At 32.4% G+C, this 21,525-nt stretch carries 17 protein-coding genes, 1 tRNA gene and 1 pseudogene; 11 read left to right on the top strand and 8 right to left on the bottom strand.

All coding sequences use genetic code 11. From position 1 onward, the window contains the following. Positions 1-76: 76 nt before the first annotated feature. The 4 genes from LS73_RS02600 to rpoD form a co-directional block, all read right to left on the bottom strand. Positions 77-838 (bottom strand): hypothetical protein, encoded by a 762-nt coding sequence (locus LS73_RS02600; protein ID WP_034556975.1) that lies wholly within the window; start codon positions 836-838, stop codon positions 77-79. A 21-nt stretch (positions 839-859) separates the two neighbouring features. Continuing rightward, a complete protein-coding gene (gene thiE / locus LS73_RS02595) occupies positions 860-1,504 on the bottom strand; it encodes a thiamine phosphate synthase (RefSeq protein WP_233708899.1) in 645 nt (214 codons plus the stop codon). A gap of 212 nt (positions 1,505-1,716) precedes the next feature. After that, positions 1,717-1,792: transfer RNA gene (locus tag LS73_RS02590), tRNA-Glu, on the bottom strand. Positions 1,793-2,026: 234 nt separating this feature from the next. Beyond that, positions 2,027-3,940, bottom strand: coding sequence for an RNA polymerase sigma factor RpoD (gene rpoD / locus LS73_RS02585; RefSeq protein ID WP_034556973.1), 1,914 nt, complete (start codon positions 3,938-3,940; stop codon positions 2,027-2,029). 166 nt (positions 3,941-4,106) lie between these two features. Between rpoD and LS73_RS02580 the strand changes: the two genes are divergently transcribed. Then, positions 4,107-6,695: a hypothetical protein gene (locus tag LS73_RS02580; RefSeq protein ID WP_104692260.1), complete on the top strand. Its 2,589-nt coding sequence runs from the start codon at positions 4,107-4,109 to the stop codon at positions 6,693-6,695. A gap of 238 nt (positions 6,696-6,933) precedes the next feature. On the opposite strand, the gene LS73_RS02575 is transcribed toward LS73_RS02580, so the two are convergent. After that, positions 6,934-8,106, bottom strand: coding sequence for a sigma-54-dependent transcriptional regulator (locus tag LS73_RS02575; protein WP_034556928.1), 1,173 nt, complete (start codon positions 8,104-8,106; stop codon positions 6,934-6,936). A gap of 126 nt (positions 8,107-8,232) precedes the next feature. Here LS73_RS02575 and hypE point away from each other — a divergent pair, with 126 nt between their 5' ends. The 9 genes from hypE (at position 8,233) to LS73_RS02530 (ending at position 18,796) form a co-directional block, all read left to right on the top strand. Next, positions 8,233-9,303 (top strand): hydrogenase expression/formation protein HypE, encoded by a 1,071-nt coding sequence (gene hypE, locus LS73_RS02570; protein WP_034556932.1) that lies wholly within the window; start codon positions 8,233-8,235, stop codon positions 9,301-9,303. A gap of 144 nt (positions 9,304-9,447) precedes the next feature. Then, complete coding sequence (locus tag LS73_RS02565) at positions 9,448-11,802, top strand: dynamin family protein (RefSeq protein ID WP_034556934.1); 2,355 nt, start codon at positions 9,448-9,450, stop codon at positions 11,800-11,802. A gap of 60 nt (positions 11,803-11,862) precedes the next feature. Then, positions 11,863-12,414, top strand: a complete 552-nt coding sequence (locus LS73_RS02560) for an RBBP9/YdeN family alpha/beta hydrolase (protein WP_034556935.1) — start codon at positions 11,863-11,865, stop codon at positions 12,412-12,414. Between the two features lie 31 nt (positions 12,415-12,445). Beyond that, complete coding sequence (locus tag LS73_RS02555; protein WP_233708900.1) at positions 12,446-13,747, top strand: sugar transporter; 1,302 nt, start codon at positions 12,446-12,448, stop codon at positions 13,745-13,747. Between the two features lie 653 nt (positions 13,748-14,400). After that, positions 14,401-14,814 carry a co-chaperone DjlA gene (locus LS73_RS02550; RefSeq protein WP_034556936.1) on the top strand — a complete coding sequence of 138 codons (414 nt, stop codon included), beginning with the start codon at positions 14,401-14,403 and terminating at the stop codon, positions 14,812-14,814. Positions 14,815-14,822: 8 nt separating this feature from the next. Next, complete coding sequence (locus tag LS73_RS02545; RefSeq protein ID WP_034556939.1) at positions 14,823-15,104, top strand: YkgJ family cysteine cluster protein; 282 nt, start codon at positions 14,823-14,825, stop codon at positions 15,102-15,104. Between the two features lie 64 nt (positions 15,105-15,168). Next, entirely contained in the window at positions 15,169-16,182 is a 1,014-nt protein-coding gene (locus LS73_RS02540; RefSeq protein ID WP_034556942.1) for a hypothetical protein, read from the top strand. A gap of 74 nt (positions 16,183-16,256) precedes the next feature. Then, positions 16,257-17,912, top strand: a complete 1,656-nt coding sequence (locus tag LS73_RS10160) for a phage tail family protein (RefSeq protein WP_034556944.1) — start codon at positions 16,257-16,259, stop codon at positions 17,910-17,912. A gap of 383 nt (positions 17,913-18,295) precedes the next feature. Further along, a complete protein-coding gene (locus LS73_RS02530) occupies positions 18,296-18,796 on the top strand; it encodes a glycosyltransferase (RefSeq protein WP_104692259.1) in 501 nt (166 codons plus the stop codon). Between the two features lie 152 nt (positions 18,797-18,948). On the opposite strand, the gene LS73_RS02525 is transcribed toward LS73_RS02530, so the two are convergent. From LS73_RS02525 to LS73_RS02515, 3 genes and pseudogenes are all read right to left on the bottom strand, one after another. Further along, complete coding sequence (locus LS73_RS02525; protein ID WP_138069976.1) at positions 18,949-20,028, bottom strand: glycosyltransferase family 2 protein; 1,080 nt, start codon at positions 20,026-20,028, stop codon at positions 18,949-18,951. Between the two features lie 172 nt (positions 20,029-20,200). Then, a pseudogene (locus LS73_RS10155) lies at positions 20,201-20,503 on the bottom strand (glycosyltransferase family 2 protein); the annotation flags it as partial. A 111-nt stretch (positions 20,504-20,614) separates the two neighbouring features. Then, positions 20,615-21,103 (bottom strand): hypothetical protein, encoded by a 489-nt coding sequence (locus LS73_RS02515; protein ID WP_104692143.1) that lies wholly within the window; start codon positions 21,101-21,103, stop codon positions 20,615-20,617. Positions 21,104-21,274: 171 nt separating this feature from the next. Here LS73_RS02515 and LS73_RS09920 point away from each other — a divergent pair, with 171 nt between their 5' ends. Further along, a complete protein-coding gene (locus LS73_RS09920) occupies positions 21,275-21,457 on the top strand; it encodes a hypothetical protein (protein ID WP_034558019.1) in 183 nt (60 codons plus the stop codon). Positions 21,458-21,525 lie beyond the last annotated feature (68 nt).

Genomic DNA, 21,525 nt, shown 5'->3' with positions numbered 1-21,525 from the left:
CTTAAAAACTTAATATATAATTGACCTTTTAATCTCTATTCACAACAAACGCACTTTGACATATATAATATTAGTTCTATCCACGTAAATCCAACATATATGGAGTATTAAAATTGCCTAAATCCCACAGCGGAGCATTGCTACCAATATCAATTAAAATCTCATCAAAGCCTTTCAAATCTTGTAAATGCTTCTCCAAAACACTTTTTACTTTATCGCTCATAACACACAATCTAGCACTAAGCCTCAAATCAGATAACATAACTAAACCGCTAATCTCACCTAAATGCCAAAATACGCTATAAAATTCCAAGAAATCTACTTGCTTTTTTACCTGAACTAGTCTATCTCTGCCATTATCATCTTGGATTACCATGCTAAATACGCCATTTTGTAAGGCAATTAACAAATTAGATAATTCTAAAAACTCCTGCCTAGTATTGGCAACTGGCAATCTATCAAGCAAAAACTCCTTAAAAAGACTCTCAACTTGTTTTCCGCTAGCTTTAGCCTCATTGAACAATTCGCGCAAATCCCTAGTATGTAGTTTTACATGCGAACTTTCAAGTTGATCTAATATCATTGGTTGCTTAATTAGATCAGATATAACAATGCCATCTTTACCCTGCCTTACATTAGCCCAATAATTTATTCCCGGTGTAAGCTCCTTATTGCTGCTTGTCTCTACTACAAGCTTACCCAATTGAACCAAATACTTATTATCGCTTTGCTTACTTAGAACCCGCAAAAGTATGGGCAAAGTTGCATTAATCTCCCTATTGCTACTTGCAGTAGCAATCTGACTAATAAGGTTTTGCAAATGAGCGGGCTGTATCATAAAAAACCTCTTAATATATGGCTAAGATTTCCATGCTAATAAAAGACTACTTGCATTATATCGGATAAAGTTGCTAGATTCACATGGTAAGCTAAGGTTATCATTACTCCATAGACTAGAAATCACAGCAATCATATCAGCATCTCTCAGCAATCCCACATTACTAACATTAATACCACCAATAGCACAAATAGGAATCTTGCACTTTACCTTTGCCTCTTTTAGCAATGTTACTGGCGCAGTGGTGGCATTTGGCTTTGTATGAGATGGGAAAAATGCCCCAAATGCGACATAGTCAGCACCCAAATCCTCATAATACATAGCAGATTCTATACTAGCATAACAGCTAATACCAATAATTCCGCTAAAACTATTTCGCAAATCTTGGAAACAGTCTAATTCATCGCGTCCTAGGTGGATTCCATCTGCATTAATTTTTAATGCTAATTTATATCTATCATTAATAATAAAAAGAACATCTTTTGAATGGCAGAAGTCTTGCAATTCTCTAGCTAACCCCTCTATATCATTATCGCTATGAATTTTGTCTCTTAATTGGAATATCCTTAATCCACCAGATATAGCAGATTCTAAATATTGAAATATGTTTACATATGGAGTTAGCTTACAATCGCTTATACCATACAAACCATATAATCTATTCATCATATCCCCTTATTTTTGATTCCTGCTCTTATAGCCTAATTATCTAATATTGGTCTATTGCATTAATTTTATTATAAATCAAGGCATAAACAAATCCATTTAATTTGCCAAGACTAATAACAGGCTACCAATCTGCATTCTAAATTATTTACTTGCAATAATAAAGATAATTCAACATATAAAATAGAATAATAATTTTTAAAAAGAAAATATGGCGACCCTTGGAAGATTTGAACTTCCGTTTCCACCGTGAAAGGGTGGTATCCTTGGCCACTAGATGAAAGGGTCAATAAGTAAAAATAGCAAGAAGAAATTTTACCAATTAAAAGAAATCTAGGTCAAATAATAACCATATTTAATAAAATAATTTTCTAATCTCATAACTCACATTATGAAATCTAAAAATTAATATCAAGTAGATTCTAAAAACTCAAATACTACAATAACACTTAAAAATAAAATGAATAAGAATAAATAAACAGAAAAGCAGCTCAAACATATGTAAAATTTATGATAGCCAATCTAGCTTCCTAAATATTGTCGTAACTGGCGACCTATTCGTGGATGTTTGAGCTTTTTAATGGCACTTGATTCTATTTGCCTAACCCTCTCCCTTGTTACATTTAATGCCTTACCAATTTCCTCTAAAGTCCTATCGCTCTCATCCTCCAATAATCCAAACCTCATCTTAATAACTGCTTTCTCTCTCTCATTCAAGAGATCTAGCACATTATCAATTTGATGTCTCAAATCCTCTTTTAACAAATCGTCTATAGAGCTAACCATGCTCTTATCTTCTACAAAATCGCCAAATTTTCCATCATCATCATTGCCAATAGGTGCTTCTAGGCTAATTGGTTCTTTTGTAATTTTTATCACATTTTTTACTTTATCTACAGTCAAGCCAACCTGCTCTGCAATAGCCTCTACATCTAATTCTTCGCCTTTCTCTTGCACATATTTGCGCATTATATTTTTAATCTTATTTATTGTATCAATCATATGAATTGGGATTCTAATAGTTCGCGCTTGGTCTGCTATTGCCCTAGATATTGCTTGCTTTATCCACCATGTAGCATAGGTGGAAAACTTGTATTGCTTACGATATTCAAATTTATCAACTGCTTTCATTAAACCTATATTGCCCTCTTGGATTAGATCTAGAAATGGTAAACCGCGGTTTGTATATCTCTTAGCAATACTTACTACAAGGCGTAAGTTACTACGACTCATCTTTGTTTTTGCTGTATCAGAAATCTTTTTGCCACGCTTAATCTGCTCTAATATCTCCTTTAGCTTATCTGGCTCTAAATTAAATCCATTCTCGCTAGCCTTACGAGTTTTATAAAGTTTTTGCAACTCTATATAAGTAGCTACCATAGTATTCTCTGGCACTTGAGCTAATATATCTTCGCGCGTCATATTAGTAATATTTGATAATATATTTTTATGATTTTGTATAAGGGTATCATTAAATAAATTAAGTCTATACTCTAGTCTTTTTAATTCCCGCTCAAATCCATCTCCATTCTTTAGGCTATTCTCCATTGCTTTAGTAAGTTCATTGATAAGTTTGCTAGTAGGTCCCAATGCCAATAATCTCTGTTTTAAAATATGCTTTTTATGTGCAAGTACAAATGTATGTAATAACTCTTCATTTGTAGTTCGCTCTGTGTGGTTTTTAGAATCTTGGATATCGTTTTCTAGAACAGCTAACCAATCATTCTTTGCATCGTTTAAAGCTTGGAAACTCTCTAACACTTTTGCTATCCTAGCTTCATCTGCTTTATAATTACGCTTGGCTTTTTGCTTTGAATCCTCGTCTTCTTGAAAATCCATTTCTTCGTCTTCTTGAAAATCCATTTCATCATTTTCTTGAATATCCTCAAAGCTTTTAAAAAGCTCTTTCACGCGTCTTTCTCGATTGATTAAAGCGTCTTTATAATCATGGATAAAGTCAATTAGATACGGCACAGAGCAAATCGCATCAATAATAATATCTTCGCCTTTTTCCATATCTTTGCTAAGACTTACTTCCTCTTCTTTACTCAAAAGCGGAATCTGCCCCATTTCACGCAAATACATACGAACGGGGCTATCGCTTCTACTCCACTCTAATAATTCCCTCTCCTTTTGGAAATCAAATTCCTCATTGAGAGACATCTCTATATCTTTACGTCTTTTTTTCTGTTCTTGAATTTTGTCTTCTTCATTTAAATTTTTAGCCATTTCAGAGGAACTAATAATCTTTTTCTTGTATGTTTTGCAAAGTGATTTTATTTTAGTAACAACTGCCATAGTTGGCTCTTCATCAATAGTTTGGGCAATAACCTCATAAGAAATATATATTTCCTTTGAGTTTTTAAATAAATTTTCTAATTTTTCTTGAATTTTATTATCAGTTTTGCAAGATTGAGTGGTTTTTCTTGTAGGCATGTCCTAGCTCCTTGAATTACAGGATATGAAATTCGTAATTATATCGGACATATGACAATATAGTTTTATAATACTACATAAATCATAATATCTATGCAGTTTTAAGTTTAATTTAACAATATTTCCATTACTATTTGAGCGTATTCTGTGTATGGAGCTGTGCAGTATGGGTAAAAGAATTATAGCTCTTGTTGCTATCATTATATTTGGGCTTGCAGTTTTTATTACAGCGAGTTATTTAAACACTAGCAATAAAGAAAGTGTATTAGATCTACCTAGTTCACACTCTAGTAACAAAGTATCAAACGAGCAATCTAATAAAACAATGAATAATGACATCTCAAATCAAAACATAAGACAAACCAATATAGAACAAACATCTACTACGAGCAAGAATAACCAAAATCAATTAAGTAATAATTCAAATATACGAGAAAACAACATAGATGAGACAAACATATCAAATGCTATTGCAGAAAGCCAAAGAAATCCCAAGAATCAAAGTCCATATAACAAGCAAAATGCGTACACGATTAAAAATGAAGCTACAAAAGATTCTAAGATAGAACAAAATACACAAGGGGGAAAAAAGCCTATTGAAACAAGCTTAAATGATAACATCAAAAGAGAACTAACGCAAGATAAAGATAAGATAAAACAAAATGAAAAGATTCAAATTGAGGCTTCAAACAATGACAAAAGCAACATAGCAGCCAAAGATTCTCACCATTCCTATAGATCAAGCAACCAGACAAATAAAGATAAAAATGACAAATCAATAGAAATAACACAAAATAAAGCAAAATCAAGCAAAGATTCTAATTCGCTACAAAAACATAGTGATATTCAAGATAAAAATCAAGAAACAATCAAAAATGAAAGCTTAGACAAATTAGACAAAGATAAACAAACTCAAGATAATGTAGTTATAGAATTAGATTCTAAAGATAAAGAAATATATTCTAATAAATTAGCGCAAAATAAAGTAAAAGAAGATTCCAAAGATAAGAATCAAAACGATGATATACTAAAAGATGAGACATCAAAACAAAAAGAAGTTGCAAACAAAGATTTCAATGAAGATAATGTAAAAGAAAACATAGAAGAACAAAGGCAAGATAAAACAGGCGACAATCTAAATTCCGATAAAATAGCACAAGATAAAATAATGTTAAACGCACAAAACCAAATTGCTAAAAAATTAAATCTTAATAATACGGAGCAAAACAAAGCAATAGGCAGTGAAAAAGATGAAATTGCTCTAAATAAAGAAGGCAAGGAACAAATTGAAATACAAATACAAGTAGAATCAAATGAAGCAATAGACGAATTATCAAAAGACAATGGTATAAAAATTGATGAAGTTACAGATCAAGATTTGCAATCGGATTTGTATATCATACTAAGAAATATGCAAAATAAAGTAAAAGAAGATTCCAAAGATAAGAATCAAAACGATGATATACTAAAAGATGAGACATCAAAACAAAAAGAAGTTGCAAACAAAGATTTCAATGAAGATAATGTAAAAGAAAACATAGAAGAACAAAGGCAAGATAAAACAGGCGACAATCTAAATTCCGATAATGCTATAAAAGATTATATAAGTGAATCTAAAGCCAATGATTTAGATTCCAATAAAGCAATTGAGAATGAAGACTTTAAAAAAAATGAAAATAAAGAACAAAATGAATTAATTATAGGATTAGATTCAAACAATCAAATCAAAGATGAAATCAATGAAAAAGCCAAAGAATTAAACTTAAACCAAGCACAAAATAAAGAATCATATATCAAAAAGGCACAAAAAGAAAATTTGAATTATATATCAGAAATAGATTACAACGAAATAATACAAAGCCTAAATACAGATTATGATACTAGTCAACAATATTATAAATGCGATAGCATGCCAAGGTGTAACGATAGAGCAGTTATACAAAAGGTTATTATATCTAGCATAAGATCCCATGCAAAAGCTCGTTACAAGGAAGAATTGGCTAAAAAAGGAGAACAGGTAGCCAAAAACTTCATCGAGCTATGGGATAACACAAGCGAGACCGTAATACCAAAGCTTACATCACATGTAAGTGATGTAAGAGAACAATCTTTTGACAATAATAAACTTATGCGTATATGCAAGGCAAGATATTACACAGAAGTTTTAGAAGATTTTGGCAATGGTTGGAGTGATAAAAAAGGGGATAAATCTCCAATGTATGAAGCAAGCTATAGAATAACATGTAATAATGATAATCTCATAGTAAAAATTGTATCAGATACCATACAAATAACCAATAAAAATAAAAATCCCATTAAATCAAATCAGTCAAATCTACCAAACAAAGTAAATCTACCATTATGCACAGATGATATTGTTTATAAAAAACTCGCACTGGTTAGTATGAACTCTCAAGCACAGATTAGAGCAAAAGAAGAAATGCGCAGAAATGGCAAACAATCTCTGGAAAAATTTATGCAACTATGGGAAAAAACACAGTCAATAATATATAACAAGATTGTATCTAGGATAGAAAATATACAATCAAAAGGTCTAGATAATAATGCTAAATCTAGGATATGTAGCGCGAATTATTACACAGAAGTTTTAGAAGATTTTGGCAATGGTTGGAGCGACAAAAAAGGCGATAAATCGGCTAAATATGAGATTTATTTTACTATTAGATATATTGATGAAGATGAGAGTGATGTTACTATTAAGATTCTATCGCAAAACAAAATGAGACGACAATAGTTAATATTGTAAAGCTAGGACTTTAAATTTATTAAGCTTTACATAAATTTTGTAGCCAAGCCAATAGGTTAAGTCATTAAAATTATAAAACTCATATAAATGAGACTCAAAGTTTAATGAATAAAAATTTAGTATAAATTTAATTAACAATGCAATAAATAAAATCAGATACAAGAATAAATAATAGAAAATACATAATAAGCGTAAAAAACTTAAAAAACAAAATAAAAAAAGGTATCTAATTGAATAAACCTTTTTCTCTTTCATCTAAATACAAATCTTGCACACAGATATGATCTCCTTCGCTTAATATACAAGCCCTCTCTATAACACTTAAAAGCTCCCTAATATTCCCGGGCCAACTATAGTTTAACATTCTCTCCTCCGCATCTTTATCTATTTTTTTATTATTAAATCCATAACTAGCGCAAACTTCTTTAATATGTTCCTTTGCTAATGGCAATATTTCCTCTCTACGATCTTTTAGCGGTGGAATCTTAATAGGCACAGTTTGCAACCTAAAGAATAAATCTTCTCTAAATTCCTGATTTGTAATCTTTTCTTGAATATTTGCATTGGTTGCAGATATAAAACGTGTATCAATTTTTATTGGCTTTGATGAACCAAGTCTTATTATTTCTTTCTCTTGCAATGCGCGTAGCAATTTTGCTTGCAAGCCAATTGGCATCTCGCCAATCTCATCTAAAAAGACAGTGCCGCCTTGTGCTGATTCTAAAAGCCCGAGCTTTGTGCCAATGGCATCTGTAAACGCTCCTTTTTCATATCCAAATAGCTCTGATTCTAAAAGATGTTCAGGTATTGCCGCCATATTTAATGCTATAAATGGAGAACTAGAACGTTTTGAATTCTCATGAATGAATCTAGCAAAGACTTCTTTACCCACACCGCTGGCTCCAAGCAATAGAACAGATGCATCTGTTGGAGCAACTTTTAGAGCTAAAGATTTTGCTGCTTCTAACTGCGGTGAACTAGATTTAAATAGCTTTTCTTTACTTAAAGGTTTCTTTGCAGATACATTAGATTTATTGCTTCTATTAAACTCAACAATCTTTTTTGTGCGATAGATTGCCGCTAGCAAATCCTCTGGTTCAAAAGGCTTTTGAAAGAAATCTTTAACCCCTAATCTAATAGATTCTATTGCCTTATTTAAGGTAGCATTACCTGTAATAACTATTGCTTCGTATTTTCCATTTAGCTGGCTTAAAAATTCCAAACCGTCCATTTGAGGCATGTTGATGTCTGTGATGATCAAATCAAAGCTAGAATCAAGACACTTCAAAGCATCCTTTGGATTCTTAAAGCTAGTGATTTCCAAATCCTTATAATCTGAAAAAAAATATTCAAGGCTTTTTCTCATGTTAATATCATCTTCCACAATAGCTATCTTCATTGGCTTCCCTCTAGTTTCAAGTTATTCACAAAAAGTAGCTATTCTAGCAAAACTTATATAAAACTTTCTTTACTGAAAGTATGCTTGATGTATAATTTCGCCCCATTAAATTATAAAAGGATCTATATGGATATTGTTACACTTGCGCATGGTAGTGGTGGTTTACACTCTGCACAACTAACACAAGAAGTCTTTATGCCTTTTTTTGAAGACATAATGCCTTATGCTAATGAGGATTCTGCAATTTTTACAATTCATAATCACAAAGACAACATATCTAAAGAATCTGCACTAGCTGTTACTAGCACAGATTCATATATTATCAATCCGCCATTCTTTGCAGGAGGAAACATTGGCAAGCTTAGTATATGCGGTAGCAGCAATGATGTAGCTATGATGGGTGCAAAGCCTCTATTTATAAATATAGGCTTCATTATAGAGGAAGGATTTGAGATAAAGAATCTAAAAAAAATTGCTAACTCTATTGCTCGGGAATGCAAGAATTTGGAAATGCAGATTCTCTCTGCTGATACGAAGGTCCTACCTAAAATATCACAAGGAGACTCGCAAATATTCATTAATACTAGTTGCATTGGTAGCTTGCAAAAATCTGGGATTAGTGCTAGGAATTTGCAACATGATGACTGCATTATCATAAGTGGAAAGATTGGCAATCATGGTGCAACAATATTCTTAGAGCAAAACAACATGGAAATATCAAATAATTTACAAAGCGACTGCGCAAGTCTATATCCATTACTAGAAAATATTTTTAAAAGCGATATAAACATTCATGCATTAAGAGATGCTACGCGTGGAGGTATAGCAAGCACTCTTAATGAATGGGCTATTGAATCTAGTGCATATATTGAGATTTTTGAGGAGGATATAAACATTGATACAGAGGTGCTTGGAGTATGTGAAATATTAGGACTTGATCCATATATACTTGCAAATGAAGGAATATGCTTATTAGCAATTCCTAAATGTGATGCAAACAAAACATTAGAAATATTGCAAAACAATCCCTTAGGTAAATATGCTCAAATAATAGGAAGAGTGCGCAAGGACTTTGCTCATATATCATCTGGAGATCTTGATGAAATATTCTTTAAACGAGTAGCAATACAAATGAAATATGGCAGCAAAAGATTCTTAGAATATCCAGAGGGTGAAATCCTACCTAGGATATGCTGATATTTATATTGAAACAAGATTAAATCAAGCATGTGTTACTAGATTACCTACTTAACACAACAATATATTACAAAGTTATATCTGTCAATCTTGTAGTATTGTGGCTAATAATGTAGAATCAAATTTCATCTCAAGGAGTGATACATGGAAATTACAGAGAATTTTTTTCAATTGTTTTATAATCAATCAGATAAAAATTATATGCCAAATGATATAGAGCTAATTATAGATTCTACAAAAACCAAGAATCTAGCACCTGAAGCAAAAAGCATAATTCTATCTGTAAATGAATCCAATTTTGCATTATATGCCTCCACTAATTCATTTCAGAGCATATACAATACATGTATTTTGCAAGAGCAAGAAATGACAATAGAAAATATTAAAATGATTCAAGGATATATACTACAAAATATACAAATTAATGAATTGTATGATTTGAAGAATTATATATTTAGATTGAGTGCAGCCGATATTATTACTAATACATATGCGCGTAATTTTATCAATTTCCTTAATGTATCCATATCTAAAACAAGAAAGGATTCTAAATTACAAGCACAAAAGCTTGATTTACAGACATTAGTCGCGGAGTTAGAATCCATATATGCAAGATTTTTAGAATTAGAGCTAAACAAATCTATATATCTTAAGCTAAACAATATTCTAAATAATATGAAAAATCAAAAATTCTCTATAGGAATCACAGGCGTGCTTAGTGCTGGAAAAAGCACATTCTTAAACGCTCTCTTGGGCAAAGAGATACTAGGTAGCTCTACAATACCCGAAACAGCGAATTTAACCATTCTAAAATATGGAGACAAGAATTGCGCAAAAGTGCGCTTTTGGAATCAAAAAGAATGGCAGGAATTAAAGGACTTAGCAGAAAGTGATACCAGTCTCAAAGATTTCATTTTGCAAAGTGAAAAAAAATTTGGTGATTCACTAAATAACTATATCACCAAAGAGAGCAGAACACAAGATATAAGCTTAGATGAGCTAAACATATTTACTTCAGCAAATCATGAAAGTAAGCTTTGCAATCTTGTTAAGGAGATTGAATTACAAACAGATTTGAAATTCTTGCAAAATGGAGTTGAAATTGTTGATACACCCGGACTTGATGACCCTGTTACAAAAAGAGAGGAAATTACTAAAGCATATATACAAAAATGCGATGTGTTAATACATGCCATGAATGCAAGTTGTGCTGCAACACAAATTGATATTGACTTCATTATAGAATCTCTTGTTGAACAAAATATATCAAGATTGCTAGTAGTGCTAACAAGGGCTGACTTAATAGGCGAAAAAGAATTACATCAATCTCTTGAATATACCAAATCTAGCTTATCCATACAACTAAAAAAATCCAATTACAAAGGCGATATAGAATCTTTATTGACGAGAATTGACTTCATACCAATAGCTAGCTTTTTAGCATTATTACATAAAACAAATAGGGGCAATGAGGCGTTAGCGCAGGGCTACACACTTGAGAAAACGGGTATATTAGATGTAGAGCAATACTTAGACAAAATACTATTGGGTGAAAATAGCCTCAAGCATAAAGATATACTTTATCTTGCTTATCGTGCGTTTTTAAAGGTAGCAAGCCTAGCACAAGAGGAAGTGGCATTAGAATCCCAAATCTTAAACGCCTCAAATGAGGAACTAGAGATTATGCTAGATTCACTAAAAAAATCAAATGAAGATCTATTAAAATCACTAGAGGATAAACAAAGGGAGTTACAAATAAAAGCAGATGAATTACAGGAGTTCTTACAAATTTCAGAAAATATCATTAGGAAGCATCTAAAGATAGAACAAGAAAAACTTAAAAGCAGAATCTATCATGACGCAATCTATGGTTATGCAAACAATAAGATTCCGACAAAACAACATATTTGTGAAGTATTAGACCAAGCATTGCATGATTGCTTTGTAGATACTAGCAGAGATTATAAACAAAAAATTTCAGAAAAAATTATGCAATTATTAAGTAATCAAGATATGAAAAATATAGAATCAATATCAAATGACTTAAGTAGCACCAATAATCACAAAATAGCCAAGGTTATACAACCAAAGATTTCCATTCAGGCTAGTAAAGAACAAATACATAAAAGTCTTGCATTGTTGCAATCTAGCGTGCCAGAGCTAATAAATAAGCATTCTGCAAGCACTCAAAACGAACTAGCAATACAGATGGATTCTGTATTTGATGAATCTTTTTCATTATTCTATGAGGCAATTTCTAAGAAAAGCAATGAAATCTCTCAAGCATTTTCTACATATTTCACACAACTATCCAAGCAGCAACAAGAATATATCAAGTTGCAAATTGCAGATAAGGAAGAGTCTCTAACCCAAATGCTAGACCAAAGGAAAAAGGCTAACTCACAAAATCTTAGAGATTCTCTAATAAAGAAGCAAAAAGAATTACAATCTCTTATCAATCAACTAGAGTATATATCACAGTCCCTAAGTTCTATTTAAATTTTGTCTGCTTAATTTGTCGTTGTAAAATTATGCTATGCTAAGCTTATAAGGAGAAATATGCAAGTATATATCACTCATGGCTTTAGAGCCTATCCGCAAAAACATTGGTTTATGTGGCTTAAAGAACAGCTATCTAAAAACGGCATTACAACTTTTATCCCCGCTATGCCAAATGCCGATGCCCCTAACTCAGAAGAATGGCTATCAACCATGCAAAATATAGTAAAAAAAATAGATGAAAGCACAATTTTTATAGGTCATAGCTTAGGTTGTGCTGCTGTGTTAAATTTCCTTTCTAAACAACCAAATAACATTCGCATTAATGCTATTGTGCTTGTATCAGGCTTTTATGAATTATTACCTATCTATCCGCAATTAAATAGTTTTATACAAAGCAATTTTGATTTTGGTAAAGTTTGCAATATTTGTTCAAATCGCCTTGTAATTTCTGCTAGAGATGATTCTATCGTGCCAACAAGCTTAAGCCAAACTCTAGCTAAGAATCTACAAGCCAATTTTATACAAACACAAGTTGGAGGGCATTTTATGCAAGATGATGGCTTTAGAGAATTCCCGCTTTTGCTGCATAATCTCAAATTTTTTCTTTAAGTAATAATAGACTTCTAAGAAGGAAATAAAGGTGAAAAGAGCAAAAAGAAACGAATACACAGACTCAAAAAAAAGGGAATCTAATAATCCATATAAACAATCTTTAGACATAATCAGCCAAAATATAGAATCTATTAACAACAAATCACATACAAAAGACACTAAAACCATTAAGAAGATTCCATATTTAGCTTTGCTTTCACTATCTTTTGCTGTATTTGTCTTTAACACTTCAGAGTTTATACCAATAGGACTTTTAAGCCTTATTGCAAATGATTTTGGAATGAGCGATGCACACACAGGAATAATGATAACAATCTATGCATGGGTAGTAGCCCTAGTCTCACTTCCGCTTATGCTTTTGCTATCTAATATAGCTCTAAAGCGGCTTATGTTATTTACCATTGCCATATTTGTCTTAAGCCATATAGCCTCTGCTCTTTCGCAAAACTACTATACTCTAATAGCATCTCGCATTGCTGTAGCCTGTGCACATGCTATTTTTTGGTCCATTGCCTCTCCTATGGCGGTGCGTATAGTCCAACCAAACAAACAAGGCTTAGCTCTTAGCTTTATTATCACAGGAGGCGCAATAGCCATTATACTAGGGCTACCACTTGGAAGAGTTATTGGGCTATATATTGGCTGGAGAATGAGCTTTTTAGCCATTGGAATATTGGCATTTCTTACTTTGATTATGCTTTGGCAGGCTTTTCCAAAACTTGAAAGCACAGACTCTATAAGCCTAGCAATCCTACCTAAAATTTTCAAAAATAAAAGCTTAATGGCAATCTATTTAATCACAGCTGCACTAATTACTGCGCATTTTACCGCATATAGCTATATTGAGCCATTCTTAGCAAAAGTAGCACATTTTAGTGAAGATGGCATCACTCTAACACTTGTGGCATTTGGTTTAGTAGGTGTTGTAGGAAGTGCAATATTTGCGAGATTTTATGAAGGAAGAGCTAAGCTTTTTGTAGGATTCGCTATTTTTGGCGTGTGTATATGTCTATTTATGCTAAATTTTGGTGCGATTAGTGCCTATGCCATGATTATGGTTTGTCTTATTTGGGGGCTTTCTATGAACTTTTTTAATCTAGCCTTTCAATCCCAAATAATAGCACTTTGCCCAAAAGGCACAGCAATCGCTATGAGTATATTCTCTGGAATCTATAATGTAGGCATAGGTGGAGGAGCAGCCATTGGTGGGCTTGTCATAGATAGCCTAAATATTGGGTATATAGGTTATATTGGAGGAATAATTGCTGTTTTTGTATGTGGATTCTATATGCGCAATATTCTATGGACTCTTAGCGTAAAATCAAGATGAAATACACCCCCCCCCCCACGCTTTTTTAATAAAAGCCTGATGGCTTTATTGCAATCTATAGAAAGTTGGATTAGTGATTTATTCTCTAAAACTGTATAGTTTTTTAAAATTAAAGTGGAGGTATTGTTAGAAAATATCGTATGGATAACTATTAGACACACAAGACGAGCTATGAATGGCAAGCCAACAAGTCATAGCACCACAAATATTGGCGCATAAAGCGCGACTATCTACAATAGAATTATTAAAAATTATAACGAATTAAGAGAGGATTACGAGTAAAGAGAGTGAACTTCAAATTCAAACAGACACTGGGACAACAGTTCATTTTTTTGAATCCTATTACACAACACTCCCTACCAAAGAGACATTTGCTGCTATGGTTAAGCGACTAAAAGGCTTTTTTACTATCTTACATAACAAAGCTTGACAAAAATAAACCTTTTATACAGGTAACAATCCCAACTTTTAACTGGCTTTAATAAAAATGCTGCTGATGGAGTATTTTTGAGGTAGCAATGCATATATTACAATTATCTTGAACAAATATTCTCATTTGCCTTGACTTGTTTTTTTTTTTTTGTATCATGGCCAAGTCGCGAATCCGTAGAATCTTAATATGTTATTCGTGGTTTTATTATTAAGGAGTAAATATGTTTTTAAGTATGCTAAACAAAGAAGAGAAACAAGCATTTTTAGCAATTGCACATCATTTTGCATGGAGTAATAATAATTTTTCAGACGCGCAGAAGCAAGTTATTGCAGCGTATTGTGCAGAAATGCAAATTGATAACATTACATATAATGAAAGCGAATTTGATTTAAAGGCTATTTTAACGAAGTTTAAAGATAAGACACATCAAAAAGTCGTACTGCTAGAGACGATGGCATTAGCAATGGCGGATAATATCACTACTTTAGAATCTCTTCATGCAGGCGAAAAAGAAGTGTTAAAGACAATGATTAAAGAACTTGGCTTAAGCAATGAACTTGCAGTGATTTATGCAGATTGGACTAAGGCTATGCTTGTACTAACCGATCAGGGTAAAAATCTCATTAGGCTTTAAGGCACTATATGGACTTTCCTTGCACAAAATGTGGAGCATGCTGTAAAAATATTAGCGGCATCAAGGAGCTAGAATCTTATAACTTAGGCAATGGGATTTGCAAGTATTTAGACATGCAAAATAATCTTTGCAAGATTTATGCAAACCGTCCCATTATATGTAGGATTAATGCCATGTATGAGAGAGATTACAAGCAGCTACATAGCAAAGAGGAGTTTTACGCACTCAATATAGAATCTTGCAAGGCATTGCAAGAAAAAGAAGATATAGATAAAGCATTAAGATTCTAAATAATAAAGTGTTTGTTAACAAAACACTTTATCTAGATTAATATTAAATTTGTAAGGAGGCAATATGCCATTACCATTAATACCTGTTTTACTTGGTGGAGCGGCGGTAGCTACAGCTCTATTTGGAGCAAAAAAGGGCTATGACGCGTATGAGGATACAAAGACGGCTAACCGTTGGCATGAAAAAGCAAAGGATTTATATGATGAAGCAGAATCTGAGCTAAATGCCGCAATAAATAAGGCGCAAGATAGCTTTAAAACCTTAGGGGAGCTACAAGCAGATATCGTTGAAAATGAGCTAACGCACTATGCAGAGCTTATAGACAAATTCGATGTAGAAAATAATGTAGATTTAGCACGTGTTGTAGGAAAAGATACGATGTATAAACTAGCAGAAGTAAGACAATTCATCATATCGCTAGAAACAACATTAGGTGCTGCAGCTGGAAGTGCTGCAGCTGGTGCTTTGGCTGGATTTGGTGCGTTTGGCGGAGCAGGATTACTAGCATGCGCTTCAACAGGGACAGCTATTAGCACTTTAAGTGGTGTGGCTGCTACAAATGCGACTTTGGCGTGGTTTGGCGGTGGTAGCCTTGCTGCTGGCGGGCTTGGCATGGCTGGAGGGACTTTAGTGCTTGGTGGCATTGTCGTTGCGCCTGTAATTGCCGTGGCAGCTTCAGTATTTGCCGCAAGTGCGGAAAAGAAAAAATATGACGCTTATGCCTATTACGATAGTGTAAAAGCATTGTGCGAGGCTATGAATGGAGAGGCACTAATGCATAAAGAAATACTTGCCAAAAGTATTGAGAAAATAGGTGTTTTAGAGACGAATAGACAAGAAATGCAAGAGTTGCTCACAGATGTAGATGGGATTATGCAAGATAAAGGCACGAGCATTTCTGCTTGGAGAAAGATAGAACAAAGAGCATTAAAAAACTTAATGCAGTTTGCAGAAGTAGTAGTTAAAACAATCAATGCACCTATAATGAATGATGAAGACACATTGACAAGACAACTAAGAGAACATCAAGAAAAGTGCAAAGAGCTTATGAATGAGATTCAAAGAAAGTGGGGATAACCATAGCCTTATAAAAATGTCACAAAAGCTTATCGCAAAAATATGCGCTATGTTTACTTATAAAAAGGATAAATATGACACAAAAAGCACTTTATGAAGAAGTAATTGAAGAAATCGGCACACAGACTTTGGCGCGCTTTGGATTAAATATCTTTAGCCTAAATACTTATAAAGCTTATGGTTCAAGTGTACAAATGACACTTGATGTCAATAAGACGTATAATCAACACAAAAAAAATGATAAGTATTATGGAAATGCATTTGAAGAGCTTGATGTAGGTATGAAAAATATAGAAGATTCTCTTTTTAATAGTGGTAATAAAACCTATAGAACAGATACTCTAGCAGATATTAAAAAAACGAGTGAAATACTTGCGAGTGGCAAAAAAATAGAGAATCTCAAAGATACAAAAAGGGCAAAAGTAGAGCATATCATAGCGAATCATGGCGATGACTTAAAAAATATTGACTTTAATAAAATTGGTGATCTAGCAAAAACAAATCACGGGACCACAGACACAGTAACCCTTGATAAAAATGGCAATGTGATAAAAACCGCCCAGCTTAAGGTTATCAAGAACACAAACGGATTGCTAACGGATAAGTATTTATACGGAGACACATCCCCAGATGAACTTAGAGTGCCTTTTAATGAATATAAAAAACATAAAGAAAAATTAGAAGAAATGATTGCAAAAGGGGAGCAAAATCCAAACGATGAAAAAAAAGTGTCAAAAGCGCAAAAAGCAAAAATTGCCCTAGAAAAGCTAAATGCTAACAACACTTGTAATCGCCTTATGGCTGAAAACCCACGCTCAACCGCCGTGCTAACGCAAAGCATAGCAGCAGGCGGACATATAGTTCAAGCAGGCTTCAGTGATGCGATTGTAGTTACATTATCAACACTGGCAAATGGAATCATCTGGGAAGTAAAAGATATGTTTAGCGGTAGCATAGATTCTGAAACTTCTGTTATGACTAGAATCAAACGGTTATTGCAAAAAGTAAAAGAAGTCTTTCAAAGCAATTTTACAAGGGGTGCTGGGTTTGGTGCTACTGATATAGTAATTGGGATTGTAGGGCAGATTTTTAAAAGTGTAGCCAATAGTTTAAAACTGATTTGGGATAACTTACGAACTGCTGCAAAATCCATTTATAATGGAATCTATTCTTATATAAAGGGTGAAATTAAAGATTTTAGAACACTTGTAAAAACAATCTTAAAATCTCTCTTTTCAGCAGCTTGGGTTGTTGGCACGATAGGTTTAGAAAAGCAATTAAAAGTCGCATTACTAGGAATCATGGGTCCACTTGCACCCTTTATCGCTCCTGTGTTAGCCATTGTAGCATCCTCATTTGCAGTTGTAATTACAAGCAGAAGCATAGACATGGTTATAGATTCTCTCTTTAGCGTATTTGCAGCAAGGGATAAAGCAAAGTTAAGGGCAGAAGAGATAGCAAACTTAGTTGCAGAGAAATTGCCTATATTAATGGATAGTAGAGAGCAATTAGAACAGCTTATTAAGAAAACACATAGAGAAAGATTAATAGTTATAGAATCTTCATTTAAGGATTATCAATTAGCATATACAAACAATAACGATAAAGAAATCTACAATGCTCTAAATGGCATTTGTAATCTTTATGGAGAAACTTTAAGTATTAAAGATATGAACAATGTTGAACAGATATTAAAAAAACCAAACCGCACAGGGAAATTGCAGTGGTAAGCAAAAACTTAATGGTATTATTTATATAGCTTAAACCTTTATAAATAGTCCTTTTTGCACTTTTATGTAGAATCATAAAAGCTCATTTATTTTATGCGTTACTATTTTATTGCAATTAAGAAAATAAATGTAAAAACATCTATTGGACTATATTTAACTTCTTAGTAGCTATCATGTAGCCAGTATGCTAAAGATTTAAGCCAATTTCTTCAAAACTAGACCACTTGTAGTCAAAGGCTTTTCTTGTTTCTTTTACTTCCTTGCTTAAGATTTGTGGCTATTGAATATTTTTTGTCATACCTAAATATTATCTGCTTGTTTATGCTGTGGTTTAGAATATTTATTTAGTGTTTCTTATATTTCTTTTTTGCCTGTAATTCTGTATAAAATACCTAAACTTTCTAAGACACTATAAAGCACAATTTCCAGATCAAGATGCCCTAAATGCAGTTATTAACTCAAATATAGTTAAATTACCTCCAGAGTATGGATTGCTAATATATCAATGTATAGACTCTTTACATGATGAAAATATGCGGCATGTAATAGATAATTTAAAAATAGCTCATTTCAATGGTCCATCAAAGCCATGGCGAACTACATATGCCATAACACAGGACTTAAAGCTGCAAAAATATCCTTATAGTGATGAATGGTGGAATATGGCTATGCAAACTCATGGATTTTTAGATGAGTTTACAGAAATGTATAATATACAATCCCAAGCAATCACAGCAAATAAGGCTGTATTAGATTCTATAGCAGACAGAATGCGCCAAATGGATTCAAGGCTTGCAAAGTTAGAATCTAAACTAAATAAACCGCATAAATACATCTCGACAAAATTTAAAATGTGGCTACAACAACAATTTAGTAAGCATTGATTAGTCTCTAGATTGTATATAAATACATATCAAGCCTTGTTATTATAAATTGATTAAATATTTCATACTTAATATTATTGAAAAGTAAGTTTCTTTATCAAATGCAATAGATAAAGCCTAGATTATTTCTTTTCTAATTTTTTTTACTCTAATCATTTACCAATACCTTTTATAAGCTTACGCAAATTTCTCTCTATCATTGTAATTGCATAATATGGCTTTATTATAAAGCGATAGAAAATAGGTCGAGTAATTTTTATCCTCTCATATTTGTTAAAATAATTAGGGACATAGCGCATAGCCAATAATAAATGATTAGTAATATTCAATGGGTCTTTTGTAAAATCTGAAAAGCCTCTAGCACCATTGCAATATTCTGGCAAGATAAATTTCTTGATATTTTCTAGTATTTCTTTGAAATTATCATCTGTATCTTTCTCATTATCTTGCAAAAATTTACATAATCTCTCTCCCATTAGAATCCAGCTACTTAGAGCATGATATGCTTTTGTGGTTTTTCCATCTTCATCAAAGGCTTCATAAATGTTATGTATATATGGCGAGAAGTCATCTTTATTATAGTTCTGTTTATAGCCTGCAAGACTATTTGGACGAATTCTATAGCAATGGAGTTTTTCATATAATACAAATATAGATTTAGCTTGCATAAAAAGCAAAACCCCAAATAATCTATCCTCATATATAACCCAATCAAGAAATTTTAGATTTATCCTAGATAGAAATGAAAAATCAATAAAAACATTCCAAACAGAAGCAAAACCATTAGCTTTGCTTGCATTTCTAGACCAATCTAGGGGTGAGATTTCTTGATTCTTTGTAAATCCATACGATTGAAGCCATGTTTGTATTTTTTTAACTTTTTCCTCCATATCTACACCATCACAAAACATTTTATAATCAAACCAAACTATTTCATGATTAGAATATTGTAAACATTTTTGAAGTAAATCCTCTTTCCAATAATCATCAGAATCTAAGAAAATAATATAATCTATTGGCTGTATATTAATAGCGAGGTTTGTGTTAGAATCATTTGATTCTAACATTTGCACATTAGGATTTGTATCTAGCATATAGATATGGGATATATTATAGGGATTTGAGTTTTGGACTTTAAAACAAAGTAAAGATTTAGAGAAGTTTGAAGAATCTATTTGAATTATAGAGGTTTGCCCCCCCCCCCCCCCCCACAGTATTTGCGCTAGTGTCATTAACCTCATTATTTTCATTAGAGCCTACATAATTAGCAACATCATTAATTAAGTAGTTTCTTGCATTATTGTTCATATTTACAGATTTCTGTTTGATTGTATTGCTAGATGTGTTAGGTGTTTTTGTTATTTTAGAATCAAAAAGGGACTTAGAGTAATCAAAACTATATGTATAGTTATTTTTAAGATATTCTATTCCTACATTTCTAGCACTAGACAATCCTGCATTTGGCTTTTTTATCAAAGTGAAGCGAGAATCAAGTTTTATATATTGCATTGCAATATCACAGCTAGAATCAATTGAGCCATCATCAACTAGAATTGCTTGAAAGTTTGTATATGTTTGATTTTTTACAGATTCTAAACATTCATTGAGATATTTTTCTACATTATATATTGGGACGACTATCCCTATTCTTTTGGCATTATATGATGTCTTATCTATGCTAGATTCTATATTTGTTTGTGTATTCATGCTTTTCCCTAAGACTTGTTCGATGTATTTGACTAGACAATTATTTTTTGAATATACTTACTAGAATCTACTTTTTTTATATATGGCTTATCTATATTTAATATATCCAAATTATCCATTCAAAGCAACTTCTATAGAAATATTTTCAAGAGCATTTTTATATCGCTGAACAAAATCTGAATTGGCATTAAAAACCTTCATACCATTAAGTTTATTAGCATTAATAATAAATGGTTGCACAGCCTTATTCTCTCTATTGGCACGTTCTTGCTGAACCAAACTATTTTCAGCAAGGGCTAATTTCTTAGATTTTAGTTTCTCAATATCTGCTAGCGGATAAAGCTTTTGGACTGCCAACATCTTTTCAGCTTCACTCATACCAGCAGTAGCACGAAGCCAAGCTTGATACTCCTGATCACTCATAAGCTCCAAGATAGCAAGCCCATATGTCTCTCTTTTGGATTGAGAAGATGTAGAAACTTCTTCATTCATCTTCGCCGCGCTATTATTTTGTGCAATAACTCCTCTTTTTATATAATGCGTTTGTTTATTATACAATCCTAAATTATTATTACTTAATGAACCTTGTATATCAATCATGCATATCCCTTAAAACTTTAGATATTATAAGTTCATAAGCAAAAATAATTCCTAACTTTATATAAGAATATAATGCAAAAAATAGCATGCAAAAATCAAAAGTAATTATATTTTTTTCCTAATTATCAAGTTATAATTTATATTAAACTTCATTAAATTCGAGGAGATAGTATGTCAATAAATGATGATGATAATTACGAAATGCTTGATGATGAATTTTCTTATAATTATGACGATTCTACTGAAGACAATAGCGATGATTATGACTATGATGAAGATTCAAGTATAAGATACTCTAGCCAATACGATGATGATGACTATGAAAACCCAGATATAGACTATGATGAAGAATAATATGGGATTATATAACTATCTAGATATCGCGTTAATTCAAGAGCAGTTTGTATTTGATGAACTATACT

Source organism: Helicobacter muridarum (assembly GCF_000765805.2).
Taxonomy (GTDB): Bacteria; Campylobacterota; Campylobacteria; order Campylobacterales; family Helicobacteraceae; genus Helicobacter_A; species Helicobacter_A muridarum.
The sequence above is the reverse complement of the archived record's forward strand: the minus strand, read 5'-3'. Positions and strand labels throughout refer to the sequence as shown.